Origin of the sequence: Streptomyces endophyticus, from assembly GCF_035798155.1 — a bacterium.
In the GTDB taxonomy this organism is placed as follows: Bacteria; Actinomycetota; Actinomycetes; order Streptomycetales; family Streptomycetaceae; genus Streptomyces; species Streptomyces endophyticus.
The window spans coordinates 70717-87875 of sequence record NZ_JAOZYC010000082.1 but is presented as its reverse complement, the minus strand read 5'-3'; the positions used below and the strand labels follow the sequence as shown (position 1 = coordinate 87875).

Annotated in this window: 18 protein-coding genes; 12 read left to right on the top strand and 6 right to left on the bottom strand. The window is 69.2% G+C overall.

Features of this window, described 5'->3' with window-relative positions:
* Positions 1-13 precede the first annotated feature (13 nt).
* Positions 14-1486 carry an RDD family protein gene (locus OKJ99_RS10540; RefSeq protein WP_326015616.1) on the top strand — a complete coding sequence of 491 codons (1473 nt, stop codon included), beginning with the start codon at positions 14-16 and terminating at the stop codon, positions 1484-1486.
* Between the two features lie 77 nt (positions 1487-1563).
* Positions 1564-2214 carry an RDD family protein gene (locus tag OKJ99_RS10535; RefSeq protein ID WP_326015615.1) on the top strand — a complete coding sequence of 217 codons (651 nt, stop codon included), beginning with the start codon at positions 1564-1566 and terminating at the stop codon, positions 2212-2214.
* Positions 2215-2250: 36 nt separating this feature from the next.
* On the opposite strand, the gene OKJ99_RS10530 is transcribed toward OKJ99_RS10535, so the two are convergent.
* On the bottom strand, positions 2251-2547 hold the full coding sequence (locus OKJ99_RS10530) for a hypothetical protein (protein ID WP_326015614.1): 297 nt from the start codon (positions 2545-2547) through the stop codon (positions 2251-2253).
* Positions 2548-2861: 314 nt separating this feature from the next.
* On the opposite strand from OKJ99_RS10530, the gene OKJ99_RS10525 reads away from it, so the two are divergent.
* Positions 2862-5270 carry an immune inhibitor A domain-containing protein gene (locus tag OKJ99_RS10525; protein ID WP_326015612.1) on the top strand — a complete coding sequence of 803 codons (2409 nt, stop codon included), beginning with the start codon at positions 2862-2864 and terminating at the stop codon, positions 5268-5270.
* A 124-nt stretch (positions 5271-5394) separates the two neighbouring features.
* Positions 5395-5721 carry a hypothetical protein gene (locus tag OKJ99_RS10520; RefSeq protein ID WP_326015610.1) on the top strand — a complete coding sequence of 109 codons (327 nt, stop codon included), beginning with the start codon at positions 5395-5397 and terminating at the stop codon, positions 5719-5721.
* Between the two features lie 52 nt (positions 5722-5773).
* Here OKJ99_RS10520 and OKJ99_RS10515 read toward each other — a convergent pair whose 3' ends face one another.
* A complete protein-coding gene (locus OKJ99_RS10515) occupies positions 5774-6364 on the bottom strand; it encodes an isochorismatase family protein (RefSeq protein ID WP_326015609.1) in 591 nt (196 codons plus the stop codon).
* A 93-nt stretch (positions 6365-6457) separates the two neighbouring features.
* Positions 6458-7786, bottom strand: a complete 1329-nt coding sequence (locus tag OKJ99_RS10510) for a nicotinate phosphoribosyltransferase (protein WP_326015608.1) — start codon at positions 7784-7786, stop codon at positions 6458-6460.
* Positions 7787-7866: 80 nt separating this feature from the next.
* Here OKJ99_RS10510 and clpS point away from each other — a divergent pair, with 80 nt between their 5' ends.
* From clpS to OKJ99_RS10475, 7 genes are all read left to right on the top strand, one after another.
* A complete protein-coding gene (gene clpS, locus OKJ99_RS10505; protein ID WP_326015606.1) occupies positions 7867-8184 on the top strand; it encodes an ATP-dependent Clp protease adapter ClpS in 318 nt (105 codons plus the stop codon).
* Between the two features lie 10 nt (positions 8185-8194).
* The gene (locus tag OKJ99_RS10500) at positions 8195-8800 is read left to right on the top strand and encodes a DUF2017 domain-containing protein (RefSeq protein WP_326015604.1); all 606 of its coding nucleotides are present in this window, start codon (positions 8195-8197) and stop codon (positions 8798-8800) included.
* A gap of 333 nt (positions 8801-9133) precedes the next feature.
* On the top strand, positions 9134-10570 hold the full coding sequence (locus tag OKJ99_RS10495; protein WP_326015603.1) for an amino acid permease: 1437 nt from the start codon (positions 9134-9136) through the stop codon (positions 10568-10570).
* A 99-nt stretch (positions 10571-10669) separates the two neighbouring features.
* On the top strand, positions 10670-11086 hold the full coding sequence (locus OKJ99_RS10490) for a M67 family metallopeptidase (protein WP_326015601.1): 417 nt from the start codon (positions 10670-10672) through the stop codon (positions 11084-11086).
* Between the two features lie 103 nt (positions 11087-11189).
* Complete coding sequence (locus OKJ99_RS10485; RefSeq protein WP_323179532.1) at positions 11190-11291, top strand: putative leader peptide; 102 nt, start codon at positions 11190-11192, stop codon at positions 11289-11291.
* Between the two features lie 119 nt (positions 11292-11410).
* Entirely contained in the window at positions 11411-11689 is a 279-nt protein-coding gene (locus OKJ99_RS10480) for a MoaD/ThiS family protein (protein WP_326015599.1), read from the top strand.
* 8 nt (positions 11690-11697) lie between these two features.
* Positions 11698-12648 carry a PLP-dependent cysteine synthase family protein gene (locus OKJ99_RS10475; protein ID WP_326015598.1) on the top strand — a complete coding sequence of 317 codons (951 nt, stop codon included), beginning with the start codon at positions 11698-11700 and terminating at the stop codon, positions 12646-12648.
* A 78-nt stretch (positions 12649-12726) separates the two neighbouring features.
* Here the strand turns inward: OKJ99_RS10475 and OKJ99_RS10470 are convergent, their stop codons facing one another.
* Positions 12727-13170 carry a type II toxin-antitoxin system PemK/MazF family toxin gene (locus OKJ99_RS10470; protein WP_326015596.1) on the bottom strand — a complete coding sequence of 148 codons (444 nt, stop codon included), beginning with the start codon at positions 13168-13170 and terminating at the stop codon, positions 12727-12729.
* A 398-nt stretch (positions 13171-13568) separates the two neighbouring features.
* On the opposite strand from OKJ99_RS10470, the gene OKJ99_RS10465 reads away from it, so the two are divergent.
* Positions 13569-14321: an MBL fold metallo-hydrolase gene (locus OKJ99_RS10465; RefSeq protein ID WP_326015595.1), complete on the top strand. Its 753-nt coding sequence runs from the start codon at positions 13569-13571 to the stop codon at positions 14319-14321.
* Between the two features lie 92 nt (positions 14322-14413).
* Here OKJ99_RS10465 and OKJ99_RS10460 read toward each other — a convergent pair whose 3' ends face one another.
* Both OKJ99_RS10460 and OKJ99_RS10455 read right to left on the bottom strand, forming a co-directional pair.
* Complete coding sequence (locus OKJ99_RS10460; RefSeq protein WP_326015594.1) at positions 14414-15664, bottom strand: PTS transporter subunit EIIC; 1251 nt, start codon at positions 15662-15664, stop codon at positions 14414-14416.
* A gap of 166 nt (positions 15665-15830) precedes the next feature.
* A complete protein-coding gene (locus OKJ99_RS10455) occupies positions 15831-17114 on the bottom strand; it encodes a PTS transporter subunit EIIC (protein WP_326015593.1) in 1284 nt (427 codons plus the stop codon).
* Positions 17115-17159: the final 45 nt, after the last annotated feature.

Genomic DNA, 17159 nt, shown 5'->3' with positions numbered 1-17159 from the left:
CGGGACGACGGACATGAGTGCGCCAACCCCGGCCCCCGGCGACGACAGGCCCCGCGAAGGCTACTACCCCGATCCGTCCATTCCCGGATATGTCCGGTACTGGAACGGGGCTGCGTGGGTTCCGGGCACCAGTCGCCCCGCCCCCTCCGACGGAACATCCCTTCCGGCCCCGCACGGAGCGGGCGCCACCCCCGCCCCCACCTCGGTGTCCGAGCCCCCTCCCGCGGAGGAGACGGGCCCCGTCTTCCTCGACGAGGAGCCCTCCGTGCGTACGGAGATGGGGCCCTCGGACCACGGCGCACCCGCGGCGCCCGAGCCCGCGTCCGCCTGGCAGGCCAACACCGCCCGGCAGACCGGCTTCGGCGCCGAACAGGCCCACCGGGTCTCCTGGGGCGCGGAGCCGGGCGCAGAGACCCCGGAGCAGGCCTCCCCGGAGGCGTCCGCGCCGCCGGAGCGCACGGACGGCACGGTCAAGCTCCGCGCCATGCAGCAGCCGGGGGCCGGTCAGCCGGCTCCCGCCGACGGCACGATGGCGTTCCGCGCGCTGCCGAAGCAGGACGGGCAGAGCGGGCAGAGTGGGCAGGGCGGGGCTGCCACGCCGGGACAGGCCCAGGCGCAGGCCCGCGCGGGCCTCAACCCGCAGGCCGCTCCACAGGCCGCTCCGCAGGCCCCGGCCGCCCCGGCCCAGCCGAACGTCCCGCAACAGCAGCCGCAGCAGCCGCAGCAGCCGCAGCAGCCGCAGCAGCACCAGCCGCAACAGCACCAGCACCAGCCGCCCCAGGCGCAGGCGCATCTCCAGAGCCCCATGACGCAGGGGCCCGGCGGCGGCTCCCCTTCGTGGCCGCAGCAGGTGCACCAGCTGGCGGGCCAGGCGCCGGGTCAGGCGCCGGGTCAGGCTCAGGGCCATGCGCCCGCGCCCATGGCCGATCCGAACGGCCCGGTGGCGCCGTTCAAGCCGGTGGCCAGCGACCCGTTCCTCGCCGCGGCGCAGGCCGCCGCCGCGGCCCGCCCGGCCGGGCTCGGCAAGCGGTTCGTGGCCCGGCTCATCGACTCGGTCGTCGTCGGCGCGGTCACCGCGACCGTCGCCGTGCCGCTCGGCACCAAGGCCGCCGACCACATCAACGGCAAGATCGACGAGGCGAAGGACTCGGGGCACCAGGTCACGGTCTGGCTGCTCGACGGCACGACCGGCACGTACTTGGGCATCGTGCTCGCGGTGCTGCTCGTGGTCGGCACGCTCTACGAGGCGCTGCCGACGTCGAAGTGGGGCCAGACCCTCGGCAAGAAGCTGCTCGGCCTGACGGTCCGTGACATCGAGGAGCACGAGGCCCCGACGTTCGTCTCGGCCCTCAAGCGCTGGCTCACCTACAGCGTGCCCGGCGTCCTCGGCGTGGGCGTCCTCGGCGTCCTGTGGGGCGCCTTCGACCGCCCGTGGCGCCAGTGCCTGCACGACAAGGTGGCGCGCACGTTCGTGGCGGCCGACTGACGGCCGACCGACGGCCGGGTCATCCGGACGGCGGCCCGCCACGTGCAGGGCGCCGGGGTTCGCGTTCCACTCGGGCCATGAGCACCGAACCGCCGCCCGGGTCCGGCCAGCCGCCGGACGACGACCCGTTCCGCAAGCCGCCGCCGACCGACCAGGGCGGCGGCTCGCCGTACGACAACCCCCAGAACCCCTACGACTCGGCGCCCCCACCACCGCCCCCGCCCCCGTACGGCGGTGATCCCTACGGTGGTGGCTACGGCGCCGCCGACCCGCTCGCGGGGATGCCACCGCTGGCCGACAGCGGCAAACGCGTCCTCGCGCGGATCATCGACATCATCCTCATCGCGATCGTCGTCGGCCTGCTGTCGTGGCTCTTCGGGGTCGGCCAGTACGACATCGACACCGACGACATGAGCGCGGGCAAGCGGCTCGCCCAGTCGCTGATCGGGGCCATTCTCTACGTCGGCTACGACACGATCATGACGGCGAAGACCGGGCAGACGCTCGGCAAGAAGTGGCTGAAGCTGCGCGTCGCCAACCTGAGTGACGGCGCGACGCCCAGCATGCAGAGCAACTTGTTGCGCGCGGTCGTCCTGTGGGTGCCCGCCGTGTTCTGCTGCGCCTGCATCTGGACAGCGATCTGCGGCGGCTGGAGCTTCTTCGACAAGCCCTACAAGCAGGGCCTGCACGACAAGGCGGCGAAAACCGTGGTGGTCAGCGCCGCCTGACCGAAGCCCACAACGACGAACCGGCGGGCCCGTTCCTCACGGGCCCGCCGGTTCGCGTGCGCGCGAGGCGTCCGTGGAGGCCGAAGGCGAGGGGACCGTGGTGCTGAGGCGCTGCGCCGGCACCCGCTCCTGTGCGGCGGCGGTGTCTGCGGCGGCGCCCCGCTTGCGGGTCGGCACCGACATCGCCACGAACAGGCCCAGGATGAGCGCGGAGACGGCGATGACGGGAATGCCTGGGCCCGACTCCGTCTGGGACAGCAGAACCATGGCGATGGTGGAGCAGACGACGGTGGCCGAACCGTAGGCGAGCTGTGCGACAGTCGGGCGAGGCATGGTGAGATCCGTCCTCGTGACATCGGGGGACTATTCGGACCTGTGCCCGAGCAGGGCACACGGTAAGCATGCCCTAAGCAATGCTGCCGGAGCATGGGGGGCGCACGGAGTCACCAGGTCCACCAAGTGGACGGTACGGCGCGCCTGTTGCCGCGGATACGGTCGCGGTCGACGTGTCCGGATTCCGAACCAAACGCTCTGCATAATGCAAAGTGAAGGCCTCAGTCAAGGTCTGTTATTTCTCCTCTACCTCCGGTCAAATGACGTCACTTGTGACGCGTGGCGCTCACGCCACGGAGGAGGGGATCTCTCAAGTGACCATCAAGAGACGGGCGTTGAGATCGGTCGCCGTGTTCGCGACCCTCGCCGCCACCGCGGCCACGGGCTCGCTCGCGGCGACCACGGCCCAGGCCGACACTCCGGCCAGGTCGAGCACGACCGCCGACGGAAAGACGTACGGGGGGAAGGGGCACGTCTTCGACGGCCCGTTCAGCAAGCAGCAGGAGAAGCAGCGGCAGGCCGCGCTGCAGCAGGTTCTCCAGGGCACGTCGAAGGTCCAGGAGAAGCACGGCTCCAAGGTCGTGGAGCTGTCGAAGGGCAAGTACGTCGAGCTGGGCCGCGAGCGCACGGACAAGATCTTCACGATCCTGACCGAGTTCGGCGACAAGGTCGACGACACGACCCTGGTGGACCGCGCGGACGACGACACCGACGAGCTGAAGCCCAAGTACGGCGGCACGCCGGGCCCGCTGCACAACCGGATAGCCGAGCCGGACCGTGCCAAGGACAACAGCACGGCCTGGCAGAAGGACTACAACTCCCAGCACTACAAGGACCTCTACTTCGGCGACGGCAAGACCGCCTCCGGCAAGGGCGCCGACTCCCTCAAGACCTACTACGAGAAGACCTCCTCGGGCCGCTACTCGGTCGAGGGCGAGGTCTCCGACTGGGTCAAGGTCGAGTGGAACGAGGCCCGTTACGGCTCCAACTACTGCGGCGCCGACAACTGCCCGAACGTCGAGGACCTGGTCCGCGACGGCGTCAACGCCTGGGTCGCGCAGCAGAAGGCGGCCGGCAAGTCGGACGCCGACATCAAGGCCGACATGGCCCAGTACGACCAGTGGGACCGCACGGACCACGACAACGACGGCAACTTCAACGAGCCCGACGGCTACATCGACCACTTCCAGATCGTGCACGCGGGCGAGGACGGCTCGGCCGGCGGCGGCGCGCAGGGCGGCGACTCCCTCTGGGCGCACCGCGGTTACGCCTTCAGCCGTGACGACGGCGACACGGGCCCGTCCGGCTTCAAGGCGGGCGGCACCCCGATCGGCGACACCGGCATCTGGGTCGGCGACTACACGATGCAGCCGGAGAACGGCGGCCTCGGCGTCTTCGCCCACGAGTACGCCCACGACCTGGGCCTGCCCGACCTGTACGACACGACGTACACCGGTGAGAACTCGGTGGGCTTCTGGTCGCTGATGTCGGCGGGCTCCTGGCTCGGCACCGGCAAGGACGCCATCGGCGACATGCCGGGCGACATGACGGCCTGGGACAAGCTCCAGCTCGGCTGGCTGAACTACGACAAGGCGAAGGCCGCCACCAAGTCGACGCACAAGCTGGGTGTCGCGGAGTACAACACCAAGCTGAAGCAGGCGCTCGTCGTCGAACTGCCGAAGAAGAACGTCACCACGGACATCGTGAAGCCCACCGAGGGCGCGAAGCAGTGGTGGTCGGACTACGGCGATGACCTGGACAACACGCTCAGCCGGACCGTTGACCTGACCGGCAAGGCGTCGGCGGCCCTCGAACTCGACGGCTGGTACGACATCGAGAAGGACTACGACTACCTGTACACGCAGGTGTCCACCGACGGCGGCGCGAGCTGGAAGACCATCGACGGCACCGCCGACGGCTCCCCGATCCCGCGCGACGGCGGCGACAAGCCGGCCCTCACGGGCACCAACGGCAAGTTCCAGCACCTGAGTTACCCGCTGGACGACTACGCCGGCCAGAAGGTCGACGTCCGCTTCCGCTACAAGACCGACGGGGGAGTGGCCCAAATGGGCTTCGCCTTCGACAACTTCACGGTCAAGGCGGACGGCGCGACGCTCTTCTCCGACAACGCCGAGACGGAGCAGGCCGGTTGGGCCACGCGCGGCTTCTCCCGCGTCGGTGCGTCCATCTCCGGCGACTACCCGCAGTTCTACCTCGCCGAGAACCGCCAGTACGTGTCGTACGACAAGACCCTCAAGGTCGGCCCGTACAACTTCGGCTGGCGCGACGGCGGGGCCAAGCAGAACTGGGTCGAGCACTACGCGTACCGCCCCGGCCTCATGATCTGGCAGTGGGACACCTCGCAGCGCAACAACAACGTCGGCCAGCACCCCGGCAAGGGCCTGATCCTCCCGGTCGACGCGCACGCGAAGCCGCTGAAGTGGTCCGACGGCAAGCTGATCACCAACAAGATCACGCCGTACGACGCCGCCTTCGGCCGCTACCCGGTCCCCGGCATGACGCTCCACAAGCTGGGCGTGGAGACGAAGATCCCGGCACAGTCCGGCACGCCGGTCTTCGACGATCACAAGGGCACGTACTGGTACGCGGAGAACCCCACGGGGAGCGTGCGCACAACTGACACCAACACCAAGATCAGCATCGTGAAGCAGCCGCTCGACGGCTCCTCGATGACTGTCAAGGTGGGCCCCTCGGCCAAGTAGTCCGGTAAAACCGCAGGTCAGAAACGTATCGGCCGCGACCCTCTAGCGGGGCCGCGGCCGGTCGTGTTTAGGTGCGTCCTGTGAGTTCCTTATTGACACTACGTCTCACGGGGGTGTGACAGTCATGTCCGCAGGAGGGTTCTGCAAGCTGCCGGGAGGCACTGTGGTGGTCGCTCTGACCCTGCCCGCGCCCGGCTCCGCCGAAGGCGCCGTACGGGTCCTCGTGCACGCCGCGAACCGCCCCCGGGCCCTGACCCGCCTGCGCAACCTGGGTCTGCGCGCGGTCTACCTCCGAGGCAACGCCCACCCGCCGACCCCGGACGAGATAACAGCGGTCCTCCACCACCCGGACGGCCTGCTCTGGCGCACGGCCCCGGACACGAGATCGGGCGAGCTGTGGCACCCGATACGGGCTCTGCTGCCGGGCCGCGTGAGCCCGTCGGGCGTCTAATCGGAGCCCCTGCGGCGATTGAGCAGCGGGGCCCGGGGCAGAGCCCCGCGACCTAGGCCACGACGGGCTTACCCGTGAGTTCGACCTCGGCCGAGCGCAGCTCCTCAAGCGCCGCCTCGGTGGAGGAGGCCGCAACCCCGGCGGTCAGATCGAGCAACACCTTCGTACGGAACCCGGCCCGAGCCGAGTCGAGCGCGGTGGCGCGAACGCAGTGATCCGTCGCGATGCCGACCACATCCACCTCGGACACCTCCCGCGCCCGGAGCCACTCCGCCAACGGCACCCCGTTCTCGTCCGCCCCCTCGAACCCGCTGTACGCCGCCGAGTACGCCCCCTTGTCGAACACCGCATCGACCGCGCCGGAGGCGACCGCGGGGGCGAAGTTCGGGTGGAACCCCACCCCCTCGGTCCCGGCGACACAGTGCCGCGGCCAGCTGTGCACGAAGTCCGGCGCCTCCGAGAAGTGCTCACCGGGGTCGACGTGATGATCACGCGTGGCGACGACGTGCTGGTAGCAACCGCCCCCGGCCTGCCCGACGAGATCGGTGATCGCGGCAGCGACATCGGCACCCCCCGCCACCGCGAGGCTGCCGCCCTCGCAGAAGTCGTTCTGCACATCCACGACGATCAGGGCGCGACGCATGATTGCTGTCCTTCTGCTTGGAGACTACGAGCGTAGAAGCTTCAAGTGCGTTGCGGGAGAGGGCATGGGGCGCAGTCGAGGGGGCGGCAGGCCCTAGACGTACTCGGTCGGGATGACCGGCTCGCCCCTGGACAGCTGGGTGGCCGAGAGCGGCAGCAGGTCGCGCGCCGCGATGTGCCGCTCGCGCACCGCGTCGAGCGGCTCACGGGCCACCACCTCGCCGCCCTTGACCAGCTCGACGAGGAGCTGCCGGTCGGCCAGCTCCGCCGGGACGGCCCCCGTGCCGACGACCTCGGCCTCCGCGACCCCGTCCGCGTCTGGCCTGCGCGCGGCCCACTTGCGGCCGCCGATCGACGTCTTCCCGCCCGCCGACTTCTTCGCCACGGGCACCAGCGGCGCCTTCGGATCGGCGGACTCGGCGCGCGCGACCAGCTTGTAGACCATGGAGCAGGTGGGGTGCCCGGACCCGGTCACCAGCTGCGTACCCACCCCGTACGCGTCCACGGGCGAGGCGGCGAGCGAGGCGATGGCGTACTCGTCGAGGTCGGAGGTGACGACGATCTTGGTGTTCTCCGCGCCGAGGTCGTCCAGCTGCTGGCGCACCCGGTGGGCGACGAGCAGCAGGTCGCCGGAGTCGATCCGGACGGCGCCGAGCTCGGGCCCCGCGATCTCGACGGCCGTCGCGACCGCCTCCTGCACGTCGTACGTGTCCACGAGCAGCGTCGTCCCCTTGCCCAGGGAGTCCACCTGGGCCCGGAAGGCGTCCCGCTCGGTGTCGTGGATCAGGGTGAAGGCGTGCGCGCTGGTGCCGACGGTCGGGATCCCGTACCGGAACCCCGCCGCCAGGTCCGAGGTCGTCGCGAACCCGCCCACGTACGCGGCGCGCGAGGCGGCCACGGCGGCCAGCTCGTGCGTGCGGCGCGCGCCCATCTCGATCAGCGGCCGGTCGCCCGCGGCCGAGGACATCCGGGACGCGGCGGCGGCGATCGCCGAGTCGTGGTTGAGGATCGAGAGGATCACCGTCTCCAGGAGCACGCACTCGGCGAAGGTGCCCTCGACGCGCAGCACGGGGGAGCCGGGGAAGTAGACCTCGCCCTCCGGGTAGCCCCAGATGTCGCCGGAGAAGCGGTAGTCCGCGAGCCACCGGAGCGTCGGCTCGTCGACGACGTCGCGCTCGCGCAGGAAGTCGAGGACGGCCGCGTCGAAGCGGAAGTTCTCGACGGCGTCCAGGACGCGCCCGGTGCCCGCGACGACGCCGTAGCGACGGCCCTCGGGCAGGCGCCGGGTGAAGACCTCGAAGACCGAGTGCCGGTCGGCGGTGCCCCCGCGCAGGGCCGCCTGCAGCATCGTCAGCTCATAGTGGTCGGTGAAGAGTGCTGTCGACGGAACGTCCACCGGCAGCCCCAGGTCCGCTGTGTTCATGGGAGGGATGCTACCCCCGATTAACGTCAGGGTGACGATTTCTGCGCCCGTTTGTGCGTGGGCCGGGTGGTGGTGGCAGCATGGGCCCTGTGACGGCGCCAACACCCCTTGAGATCGAAAGGCCCGAGACGACGGAGGAGGTATCCGTCGTCCCTGAGCCGGACGTCCCCTGGATCACGCTCGTCCACAACGACCCGGTGAACCTCATGAGTTACGTGACGTATGTCTTCCAGGCGTACTTCGGGTACTCGAAGGACAAGGCCACCAAACTCATGATGGACGTGCACCAGAAGGGCCGGGCCGTCGTCTCCGCGGGCAGCCGCGAGGAGATGGAACGCGACGTGCAGGCGATGCACGGGTACGGCCTGTGGGCCACGCTTCAACAGGATCGGAAGTAGCAGCATCCCGATGCCAGGACACTTCGAACCGATCCCCGGTGGCGGCGCGGCCGTCGCCCTCGACGACGTCGAGATCTCCATCATCCGCTCGCTTGCGGTCCAGCTCCTGGAGCTGATCGGGCCGGGCCCCGGCGGCGAGGTGAGCGACGACCCGCTCGCGGAACTCTTCGCCGAGGGGCCGAGCGAGCCGCCCTCCGACGCGGTGCTGCGCCGCCTGCTCCCCGACGCGTACGGCGGTCCGGGCACCGAGGGCGGGAACGCCGAGGACGCCGACGAGCTGCGCGCCCACTCCTCGGAGTTCCGCCGCTTCACCGAGAACGATCTGCGGGCAGGCAAGCGCGAGGACGCCCTCGCGGTGATCCGCACGCTGGACACGCTCAGCCCGGCGGGCGACGGCGGCGCGGTTCTCAAGCTGTCCCAGAGCGAGTCCGTCCAGTGGATGCGCGCGCTCAACGATCTGCGCCTCGCGATCGGCACCCGCCTCGACATCACCGACGAGGAGGACACGGACCTCCTCTACCGGCTCCCGGACGACGACGCGCGCAAGCCGATGGTGATGGCGTATCTGTGGCTCGGCGGGCTGCAGGAGACCCTCGTCGAGACCCTGACGGCCTGACCGTCGGTCAGGTTGTGCTGTTCGCTCAGCGGGCCCTCAAATCCGTATAACGATCCCGTCACCGCACCCACCCACATTGCGGCGCGGTGATTTGTTTTGTCCTGTTTTTCTGGTGGCGTACGCCACATGCGCCCCGGCCGACCCCGATGAACGCCGTGATAAATCTTCACGACCACCTGACGGACGCCACCCCTGTCCTGTCAGGGGGCGCCCCGACCGGCCGACCGCCGGTAGGCACAAGCTCCATCCATCCAGGGGCCCAGACCCCAAAGGATCGTCACAGTCGATCCGAGCCGAGTACGGCACGGATCGGCATGGAGAAAGGCGCACATCATGACCTCAGTGCAGGTCGACGAGCAGCACGACGGCAATGAGGCCGCGCAGGCCGAGACCGACGAGGGTTACAAGCGGGGACTCGGGGCCCGGCAGATCCAGATGATCGCCATCGGTGGCGCCATCGGGACCGGCCTCTTTCTCGGCGCGGGCAAGGGCATCTCCAAGGCGGGGCCCAGCCTGATCCTGGCGTACGCGGTCGCAGGCGTGGTCATCTTCTGCATCATGCGAGCTCTCGGCGAGCTCCTCATGTACCGACCCGTGTCCGGCTCCTTCTCGGAGTACGCGCGCGAGTTCATCGGCCCCTTCGCGGGCTTCGCGACCGGCTGGACGTACTGGCTGTTCTGGGTCATCACCGGAATGACCGAGGTCACCGCGGCGGCCACCTATATGACGTTCTGGTGGGACATCCCGCAATGGGTGTCCGCACTCGTCTTCACCGTCATCCTCTACGGCGCCAACCTGATCTCCGTGAAGCTCTTCGGTGAGCTGGAGTTCTGGTTCTCCACCGTCAAGGTCACCGCCATCATCGGCATGATCCTGATCTGCGCCGGCATCCTCACGATCGGCTTCTCCGACGCCGGTGACACCGCCTCCATCACGCACCTGTGGGACATCGGCGGCTTCTTCGCCGGCGAGAACGGCATCGGCTCGACGCTGATGACCCTCCAGATGGTGATGTTCGCGTTCCTCGCGGTCGAGCTCGTCGGCGTCACCGCGGGCGAGGCCAAGGACGCCAAGAAGGTCCTGCCGAAGGCCATCAACACCGTGCCGTGGCGCATCGCCGTCTTCTACGTCGGCGCCCTGATCATGATCCTCTCGGTCGTGCCGTGGACGTCCTTCAAGGCCGGCGAGAGCCCGTTCGTCCACGCCTTCGACAAGATGGGCCTGGGCGTCGGCGCCGCCATCGTCAACTTCGTCGTGCTGACCGCCGCCCTGTCCTCCTGCAACTCGGGCATGTACTCCACCGGCCGCATGCTGCGCGACCTCGCGCAGAACGGCCAGGGCCCGAACTTCTTCACCAAGCTCAGCAAGAACGGTCTGCCGGTCATCGGCACCACGTTCTCCGCCGCGATGATGCTGGTCGGCGTCTGGATCAACTACCAGTGGCCGGGCGAGGCGTTCAACTACGTCGTCTCCTTCGCCACCATCTCCGGCATGTGGGCCTGGATCATCATCCTGATCTGCCAGATCCGCTACCGCCTCAAGTCCGACCGCGGCGAGCTCCCGAAGTCGGAGTTCCGCGCGCCGTGGGGCGTCTGGGTCAGCGGCCTCGCGCTGGCGTTCATCTTCATGGTCATCGTCCTGATGGGCATCGACCCGGACGCGCGCGTCTCCCTGTACGCCGCTCCGGTCTGGGCCGCGATCCTGGGTGTCGCGTACTTCTTCCTGAAGAAGCGCAACCCCGAGAGCGCCTCCTTCGCGAAGCGCAACTGACGCGCCCCTGACGCACCGCGTCTCACGCCGCGTCTCACCAAGTGGGCCACCCCGTACCGCACTCCGGTACGGGGTGGCCCACTTGCTTATGCTGGCCGCATGTTGAAGATTTCCCAGACGCTGGTCGACCAGATCGTCGAGCACGCCCGCAAGGACCACCCCGACGAGGCCTGCGGCGTCATCGCGGGCCCGGTCGGCGAGGGCCGCCCCGAGCGCTTCATCCCGATGCTGAACGCCGCCCGCTCGCCCACGTTCTACGAGTTCGACTCCGGTGACCTGCTGAAGCTCTACCGCGAGATGGACGACCGCGACGAGGAGCCGGTCGTCATCTACCACTCGCACACGGCCACCGAGGCGTACCCCTCGCGCACCGACGTCACGTACGCGAACGAGCCGAACGCCCACTACGTGCTGGTCTCCACCGCCGACACCGACGACGCGGGCCCCTTCCAGTTCCGCTCGTACCGCATCGTCGAGGGCGAGATCACCGAGGAAGAGGTCGAGATCACCGCCTGAACGGCACCCCTCCGACCTCGCAGTTCTCATCCACCGGACGCATTTCGACCGCATGGTGAGATCACATTCCGGGATCCGGACCGGGAATCGATACGATGAGCCCATGGTTTCCCACGACGTGAGCGAAAAGACGCCGGGCATGCTGCTCGTGGCGCGGCTGCACGTCGACCTGTGCCGCCTCGCCAGCGCCATCTGTCCGCGCTGAGCCGGATCGCCGGGCGCCCTTCGAGGGCCCGCGGCTCCCGCCACCCACGCACCTGACCGGAAACGCCGCGCCCCGGCGCGCTCACCCACACGACTTCCGACTCCCGACAGGAGCCCAGCATGGCCATCGAGGTCCGCATTCCGACCATCCTCCGCACCTACACCGACGGCGCGAAGGCCGTCGAAGGCGCCGGGGGCAACCTCAGCGAGCTCTTCGCCGACCTGGACACCCGGCACGCGGGCATCGCCGAGCGCATCGTGGACAACGGGCAGCTGCGCCGCTTCGTGAACGTCTACCTGAACGACGAGGACGTCCGCTTCCTCGACGGCATCAGCACCAAGCTCGCCGACGGCGACAGCATCACGATCCTGCCGGCCGTGGCCGGCGGAATGCGCTGAGCGGGCTCATGCGCTACGACAGCCCGCTGGCCGCGGTGGGCAACACCCCCCTGGTGCGCCTGCCGCGGCTCTCGCTCTCCGACGACGTGCGGATCTGGGCGAAGCTGGAGGACCGCAACCCGACCGGCTCGATCAAGGACCGCCCCGCGCTCCACATGGTCGAACAGGCCGAGAAGGAAGGCCGGATCAAGGCCGGGGACACCATCCTCGAACCCACCTCCGGCAACACCGGCATCTCGCTCGCGATGGCCGCCCGCCTCAAGGGCTACAACATCGTCTGCGTCATGCCGGAGAACACCTCGCAGGAGCGCCGTGACCTGCTCGCCATGTGGGGTGCGGAGATCATCCCCTCGCCGGCCGCGGGCGGCTCCAACACGGCGGTCCGCATCGCCAAGGAGCTGGCCGAGCAGCACCCGGACTGGGTGATGCTCTACCAGTACGGCAACCCGGACAACGCGGGCGCGCACTACGCCACGACCGGCCCGGAGATCCTCACCGACCTCCCGTCCGTCACGCACTTCGTGGCGGGGCTCGGCACCACCGGCACGCTCATGGGCGTCGGCAGGTACCTGCGCGAGCACAAGCCCGACGTCAAGATCGTCGCGGCCGAGCCGCGCTACGACGACCTCGTCTACGGGCTGCGCAACCTCGACGAGGGCTTCGTCCCCGAGCTGTACGACGCGTCGGTGCTCACGACGCGGTTCTCCGTCGGCTCGGCCGACGCGGTGACCCGCACGCGTGACCTCCTCCAGCAGGAGGGCATCTTCGCGGGCGTCTCCACGGGGGCGGCGCTGCATGCCGCCATCGGCGTGGGCAAGAAGGCGGTGAAGGCGGGGGAGTCCGCCGACATCGTGTTCGTGGTGGCCGACGGCGGGTGGAAGTACCTGTCGACGGGGGTCTACACGGCCGCGACGACCGAGGAAGCCATTGAGGTGCTGCACGGCCAGTTGTGGGCGTAGCCCCACTCTTGACCTTCTCCGTGGTTGAGGACGCGGGGCTCCGCCCCGGACCCCGCTCCTCAATCGCCGGAGGGGCTTTCAATGCCCCAAGTGGCGCACCTGATCCCACAACCCCGGATCGATCACCCCGGCCGGCCGCCGGAAATCCCCCAACGGCACCTGACGGAGCTCATCCGTCTCCAGGAAGCTCGCCCGCCCCCGCGCATCCCCCACGGACCCCGGCGGCAGCGCGATCACACCCGGCCGCTCGTCGTGGTACCGGCTGGTGATCTTGGCGACCGTGGCAACGCCCCGCCGCACCGACAGGACCAGGCACGGCCGATCCTTCCCGCCCGGCCCGTCCTCGTACGGCACCACCGCCCACCAGATGTCACCCGGCTCGGGCCCACGGGCGTGCGCGTCCCGCGGTACGTGCCGCTCCCTGCGGCGGTGCCGCGTGCCGCGCCCCCACCCGTCGACCAGCGTCGCGACGAGCGCGAGCAGCACGACGGCAGCGAGCGCGAGCCACCAGGACGTGTCCATAGGCATGACGGTACCGGTGGGACACGCGGGGTGCTTCCGCGGCCCCGAAGCCCTCCGAACCGGTGACAGCGCAGGTGAGTTCGCCCACAACAGCCCGTGACGGAGGAGCCACCGGCCCTTTTGCGCCTTACGCTCGACTGACCCCCTCGGGGTCTGTGCCGGGTTTCCCGCCTGCCCCGCGGCGTCTGGCACGCACGCTCGCGGCGTTGCCGAAACGTCCGAGTAGCTCCGCTACTAGGACGCTCCGGCGCCTTGCGATCGCACGCACCAGACGCCGCGGGGCCCGCCCTTCGGGCGGACGACGGGAAACCCGGCGCGGCCCCGGCACAGGCCCCGGCCTGAAGGCCCATGGCTCCACCCCGCATTTCCGACCGCCAGCGCGGAGGTTGAAGGCTCTTATGAAGCTCACCGTCGTCGGCTGCTCGGGGTCGTTCCCGTCCGCGGATTCGGCCTGCTCGAGCTACCTCGTCGAGGCCGACGGCTACCGGCTGCTCCTCGACATGGGCAATGGCGCCCTGGGCGAGCTGCAGCGCCACGTCGGTCTCTACGACCTCGACGCGATCTTCCTCTCGCATCTGCACGCGGACCACTGCATCGACATGTGCGCGTACTTCGTCGTGCGCTACTACCGCCACGACGGCGGCCGTTGCGAGCCCATGCCCGTCTACGGACCCGAGGGCACCGAGCAGCGGCTGACCACCGCGCACGCCGACACGCCCTCGGCCTCCGCGTTCAGCGAGGTCTTCGACTTCCACACCGTGAAGCCGGGTTCGTACGAGATCGGGCCCTTCTCCGTCCGCATGGAGAAGGTCTGCCACCCCGTGGAGTCGTACGCGATCCGGGTCGAGCACGGCGGGCGCTCCCTGACGTACTCCGGGGACACCGGGCCGTGCGCCGCGCTCGACGAACTGGCGGAGGACAGCGACCTGTTCCTGTGCGAGGCCGCGTTCACGCACGGCAAGGAGAACATCCCGGCGCTGCACCTCAACGGTCGGGAGGCGGGGGAGGCGGCGCAGCGCTCCCGCACCCGCAAGCTCGTCCTCACGCACATCCCGCCGTGGACGGACCCGCAGGTGAACCTCGCGGACGCACGCGCGGTGTACGACGGACCGGTCGAGCTGGCCGCGCCCGGAGTGACGTACACGGTCTGAGCCCGTACCCGTACCCGTACCCGTACGGGAACGACGAGGGCCCCGGAACCTTCAGCGGTTCCGGGGCCCTCGTCGTCGTACGGGGGAGGGGCTCACGCCTTCGTGAGGTCCTCGACCTCCTCCTCGGGCTCGCGGCCCGGGGTGGTGAGGTTGAACTTGATGATCGCGAACCGGAAGGTCACGTAGTAGATCGCCGCGAAGACCAGGCCGATCGGGATGATCATCCATGGCTTGGTGGCATGGGTCCAGTTCAGCGCGTAGTCGATGAACCCGGCCGAGAAGTTGAAGCCGGCGTGCACACCGAGGGCCCAGGTGACCGCCATCGAGACGGCGGTGAGCACCGCGTGCAGCACGTACAGGACCGGGGCGATGAACATGAACGAGAACTCGATCGGCTCGGTCACACCGGTGACGAACGAGGTCAGCGCGAGCGAGACCATCATGCCCATCACGGCCTTGCGGCGCTCGGGGCGTGCGCAGTGCGCCATCGCGATCGCGGCGGCCGGCAGGCCGAACATCATGATCGGGAAGAAGCCGGACTGGAACATGCCGGCCGAGGGGTCACCGGCCAGGAAGCGCGGGATGTCGCCGTGCACGACGTCGCCCGCGGCGTTGGTGAAGTCGCCGAGCTGGAACCAGGCGACGGTGTTCACGAACTGGTGCATGCCGATCGGGATCAGCGCGCGGTTCACGGCGCCGAACAGGCCCGCGCCACCGGCGCCGAGGCCGGTCATCCACTCGCCGAAGCTGGAGATGCCGCTGCCGATGGGCTCCCAGACCAGGCCGAAGAAGACGCCGACGACGATGCCGACGAAGGCCATGATGATCGGGACGAGCCGGCGGCCGTTGAAGAAGCCGAGCCAGTCCACCAGCTTGGTGCGGTAGAAGCGCTGCCACAGGATGGCGGCGAGCAGACCCATGATGATGCCGCCGAGGACACCGGGGTCGTTGTACGTCGCCGCGGCGTCCTCGCCCTTCTTGACCACCGCCTCGGTGACCGGGAAGGCCTCAAGGACCTTGCTGTAGACGAGGAATCCGACGACGGAGGCGAGCGCCGTCGAGCCATCGGACTTCTTGGCGAAGCCGATGGCGACGCCTATGCAGAACAGAAGGGGGAGGCTGCCGGTGAGGGCGCCGCCCGCGTTGTTGAAGACCGCGGCGACCTTGTCCCAGCCGAGGCCGTCCTTGCCGAAGATGTCGTCCTGGCCGAGCCGCACCATGATGCCGGCGGCGGGAAGCACCGCGATCGGCAACTGCAGGCTGCGGCCCACCTTTTGGAGGCCCTGGAACAGGCCGGAACCCCGCTTCTTTGCGGGGGCCGCCGTAGCGCTGGCGGTGCTCATCAACTTCCTCCATGAAAAGCAGATGGTCTACACCACTCAGTGGTGTAGACCTGTTGTAGCACGGTGAAGGCGGGATAAGGAACCCTCGATTCCCACGGCAATGGGCCCCCGGACCGAGTGGTCCGGGGGCCCATTGCCGAAGGTGCTCGTGGAGGAGCCGAAAGCGTTATGCCTTGGTGATGTCCTCGACCTCTTCCTCGGGTTCGCGGCCCGGTGTCTTGATGTCCCACTTCGTGATCGCGAAACGGAAGATCACGTAATAGAGGACGGCGAAGGCGAGGCCGATCGGGATGATCAGCCATGGCTTGGTGGCCAGGTTCCAGTTGATCAGGTAGTCGATCAGACCCGCGGAGAAGCTGAAGCCGTCATGGACCCCCAGCGCCCAGGTCACCGCCATCGACACGCCGGTCAGGACCGCGTGCACCGCGTACAGCGCCGGCGCGATGAAGACGAAGGAGTACTCGATCGGCTCGGTGATGCCGGTGACGAACGAGGTCAGCGCGAGCGACAGCATCATGCCCGCGACCACCTTGCGCCGCTCGGGCCGCGCGCAGTGGACGATCGCAAGACAGGCCGCCGGAAGCGCGAACATCATGATCGGGAAGAAGCCCGACTGGTAGATGCCCGCGGACGGGTCGCCGCTCAGGAACATGTTGATGTCGCCGTGCACGGTCGTGCCGTCGGGCTTCGTGTACGAGCCGAACTGGAACCACAGCGGAACGTTGAGGAACTGGTGCAGGCCGATCACGAGCAGCGCGCGGTTGGCGACACCGAAGATTCCGGAGCCGATCGCGCCCAGGCTCTCCAGCCAGTTCGAGAAGCTCTCCAGGCCGCTGCCGATCGCGGGCCAGATCCACAGGCACAGCGCCGCGAAGACGATGCCGACGAAGGCCATGATGATCGGGACGAGCCGGCGGCCGTTGAAGAAGCCGAGCCAGGAGACCAGCTTGGTGCGGTGGTAGCGGACCCAGAAGAACGAGGCCAGGAAGCCCATGATGATGCCGCCGAACACACCGGGGTTCTGGAACGTCGCGGCGGTCACGGCCCCGTCCGCCAGACAGCCCGTCGCCACCGCCTTCGCCCCGTCCGGGCAGTCGATCGGGAACTGGTGCAGCACGCCCCGGTACACGAGGAAGCCCGCCACGGCCGCGAGAGCCGTCGAACCGTCCGCCTTCTTGGCCATGCCGATCGCGACACCGATGCAGAAGAGCAGCGGCAGACCGAGGTCGGCGTCGAGCAGCGCGCCGCCCGCACCCGCGAAGACCTTGGCGACGTTGGTCCAGCCGAGACCGTCGTCGCCGAAGACGTCGGGCTGGCCGAGACGGTTGACGATGCCCGCCGCCGGGAGCACGGCGATGGGCAGCTGAAGGCTGCGCCCCATCTTCTGGAGCCCCTGGAAGAAGTTGCTCCAGGGGCTCGGTCGTGGTGCGGCGGCAGCATTGGCGCTCATGGGCGTCCTCCCGGAACAAGCCACGTTTGGCGGTCGTTGGATACT

Excerpts from the sequence above, each read along its gene's own strand:
- OKJ99_RS10510 (WP_326015608.1), bottom strand. The coding sequence starts at position 7,786 with ATGAACACAGCGGACCTGGGGCTGCCGGTGGACGTTCCGTCGACAGCA.
- OKJ99_RS10485 (WP_323179532.1), top strand. The coding sequence starts at position 11,190 with ATGGTTTCCCACGACGTGAGCGAAAAGACGCCGGGCATGCTGCTCGTG.
- OKJ99_RS10455 (WP_326015593.1), bottom strand. The coding sequence starts at position 17,114 with ATGAGCGCCAATGCTGCCGCCGCACCACGACCGAGCCCCTGGAGCAAC.
- OKJ99_RS10460 (WP_326015594.1), bottom strand. The coding sequence starts at position 15,664 with ATGAGCACCGCCAGCGCTACGGCGGCCCCCGCAAAGAAGCGGGGTTCC.
- clpS (WP_326015606.1), top strand. The coding sequence starts at position 7,867 with ATGGGCCCTGTGACGGCGCCAACACCCCTTGAGATCGAAAGGCCCGAG.
- OKJ99_RS10475 (WP_326015598.1), top strand. The coding sequence starts at position 11,698 with ATGCGCTACGACAGCCCGCTGGCCGCGGTGGGCAACACCCCCCTGGTG.
- OKJ99_RS10465 (WP_326015595.1), top strand. The coding sequence starts at position 13,569 with ATGAAGCTCACCGTCGTCGGCTGCTCGGGGTCGTTCCCGTCCGCGGAT.
- OKJ99_RS10470 (WP_326015596.1), bottom strand. The coding sequence starts at position 13,170 with ATGGACACGTCCTGGTGGCTCGCGCTCGCTGCCGTCGTGCTGCTCGCG.
- OKJ99_RS10480 (WP_326015599.1), top strand. The coding sequence starts at position 11,411 with ATGGCCATCGAGGTCCGCATTCCGACCATCCTCCGCACCTACACCGAC.
- OKJ99_RS10530 (WP_326015614.1), bottom strand. The coding sequence starts at position 2,547 with ATGCCTCGCCCGACTGTCGCACAGCTCGCCTACGGTTCGGCCACCGTC.
- OKJ99_RS10515 (WP_326015609.1), bottom strand. The coding sequence starts at position 6,364 with ATGCGTCGCGCCCTGATCGTCGTGGATGTGCAGAACGACTTCTGCGAG.
- OKJ99_RS10500 (WP_326015604.1), top strand. The coding sequence starts at position 8,195 with ATGCCAGGACACTTCGAACCGATCCCCGGTGGCGGCGCGGCCGTCGCC.
- OKJ99_RS10540 (WP_326015616.1), top strand. The coding sequence starts at position 14 with ATGAGTGCGCCAACCCCGGCCCCCGGCGACGACAGGCCCCGCGAAGGC.
- OKJ99_RS10520 (WP_326015610.1), top strand. The coding sequence starts at position 5,395 with ATGTCCGCAGGAGGGTTCTGCAAGCTGCCGGGAGGCACTGTGGTGGTC.
- OKJ99_RS10495 (WP_326015603.1), top strand. The coding sequence starts at position 9,134 with ATGACCTCAGTGCAGGTCGACGAGCAGCACGACGGCAATGAGGCCGCG.
- OKJ99_RS10535 (WP_326015615.1), top strand. The coding sequence starts at position 1,564 with ATGAGCACCGAACCGCCGCCCGGGTCCGGCCAGCCGCCGGACGACGAC.
- OKJ99_RS10490 (WP_326015601.1), top strand. The coding sequence starts at position 10,670 with ATGTTGAAGATTTCCCAGACGCTGGTCGACCAGATCGTCGAGCACGCC.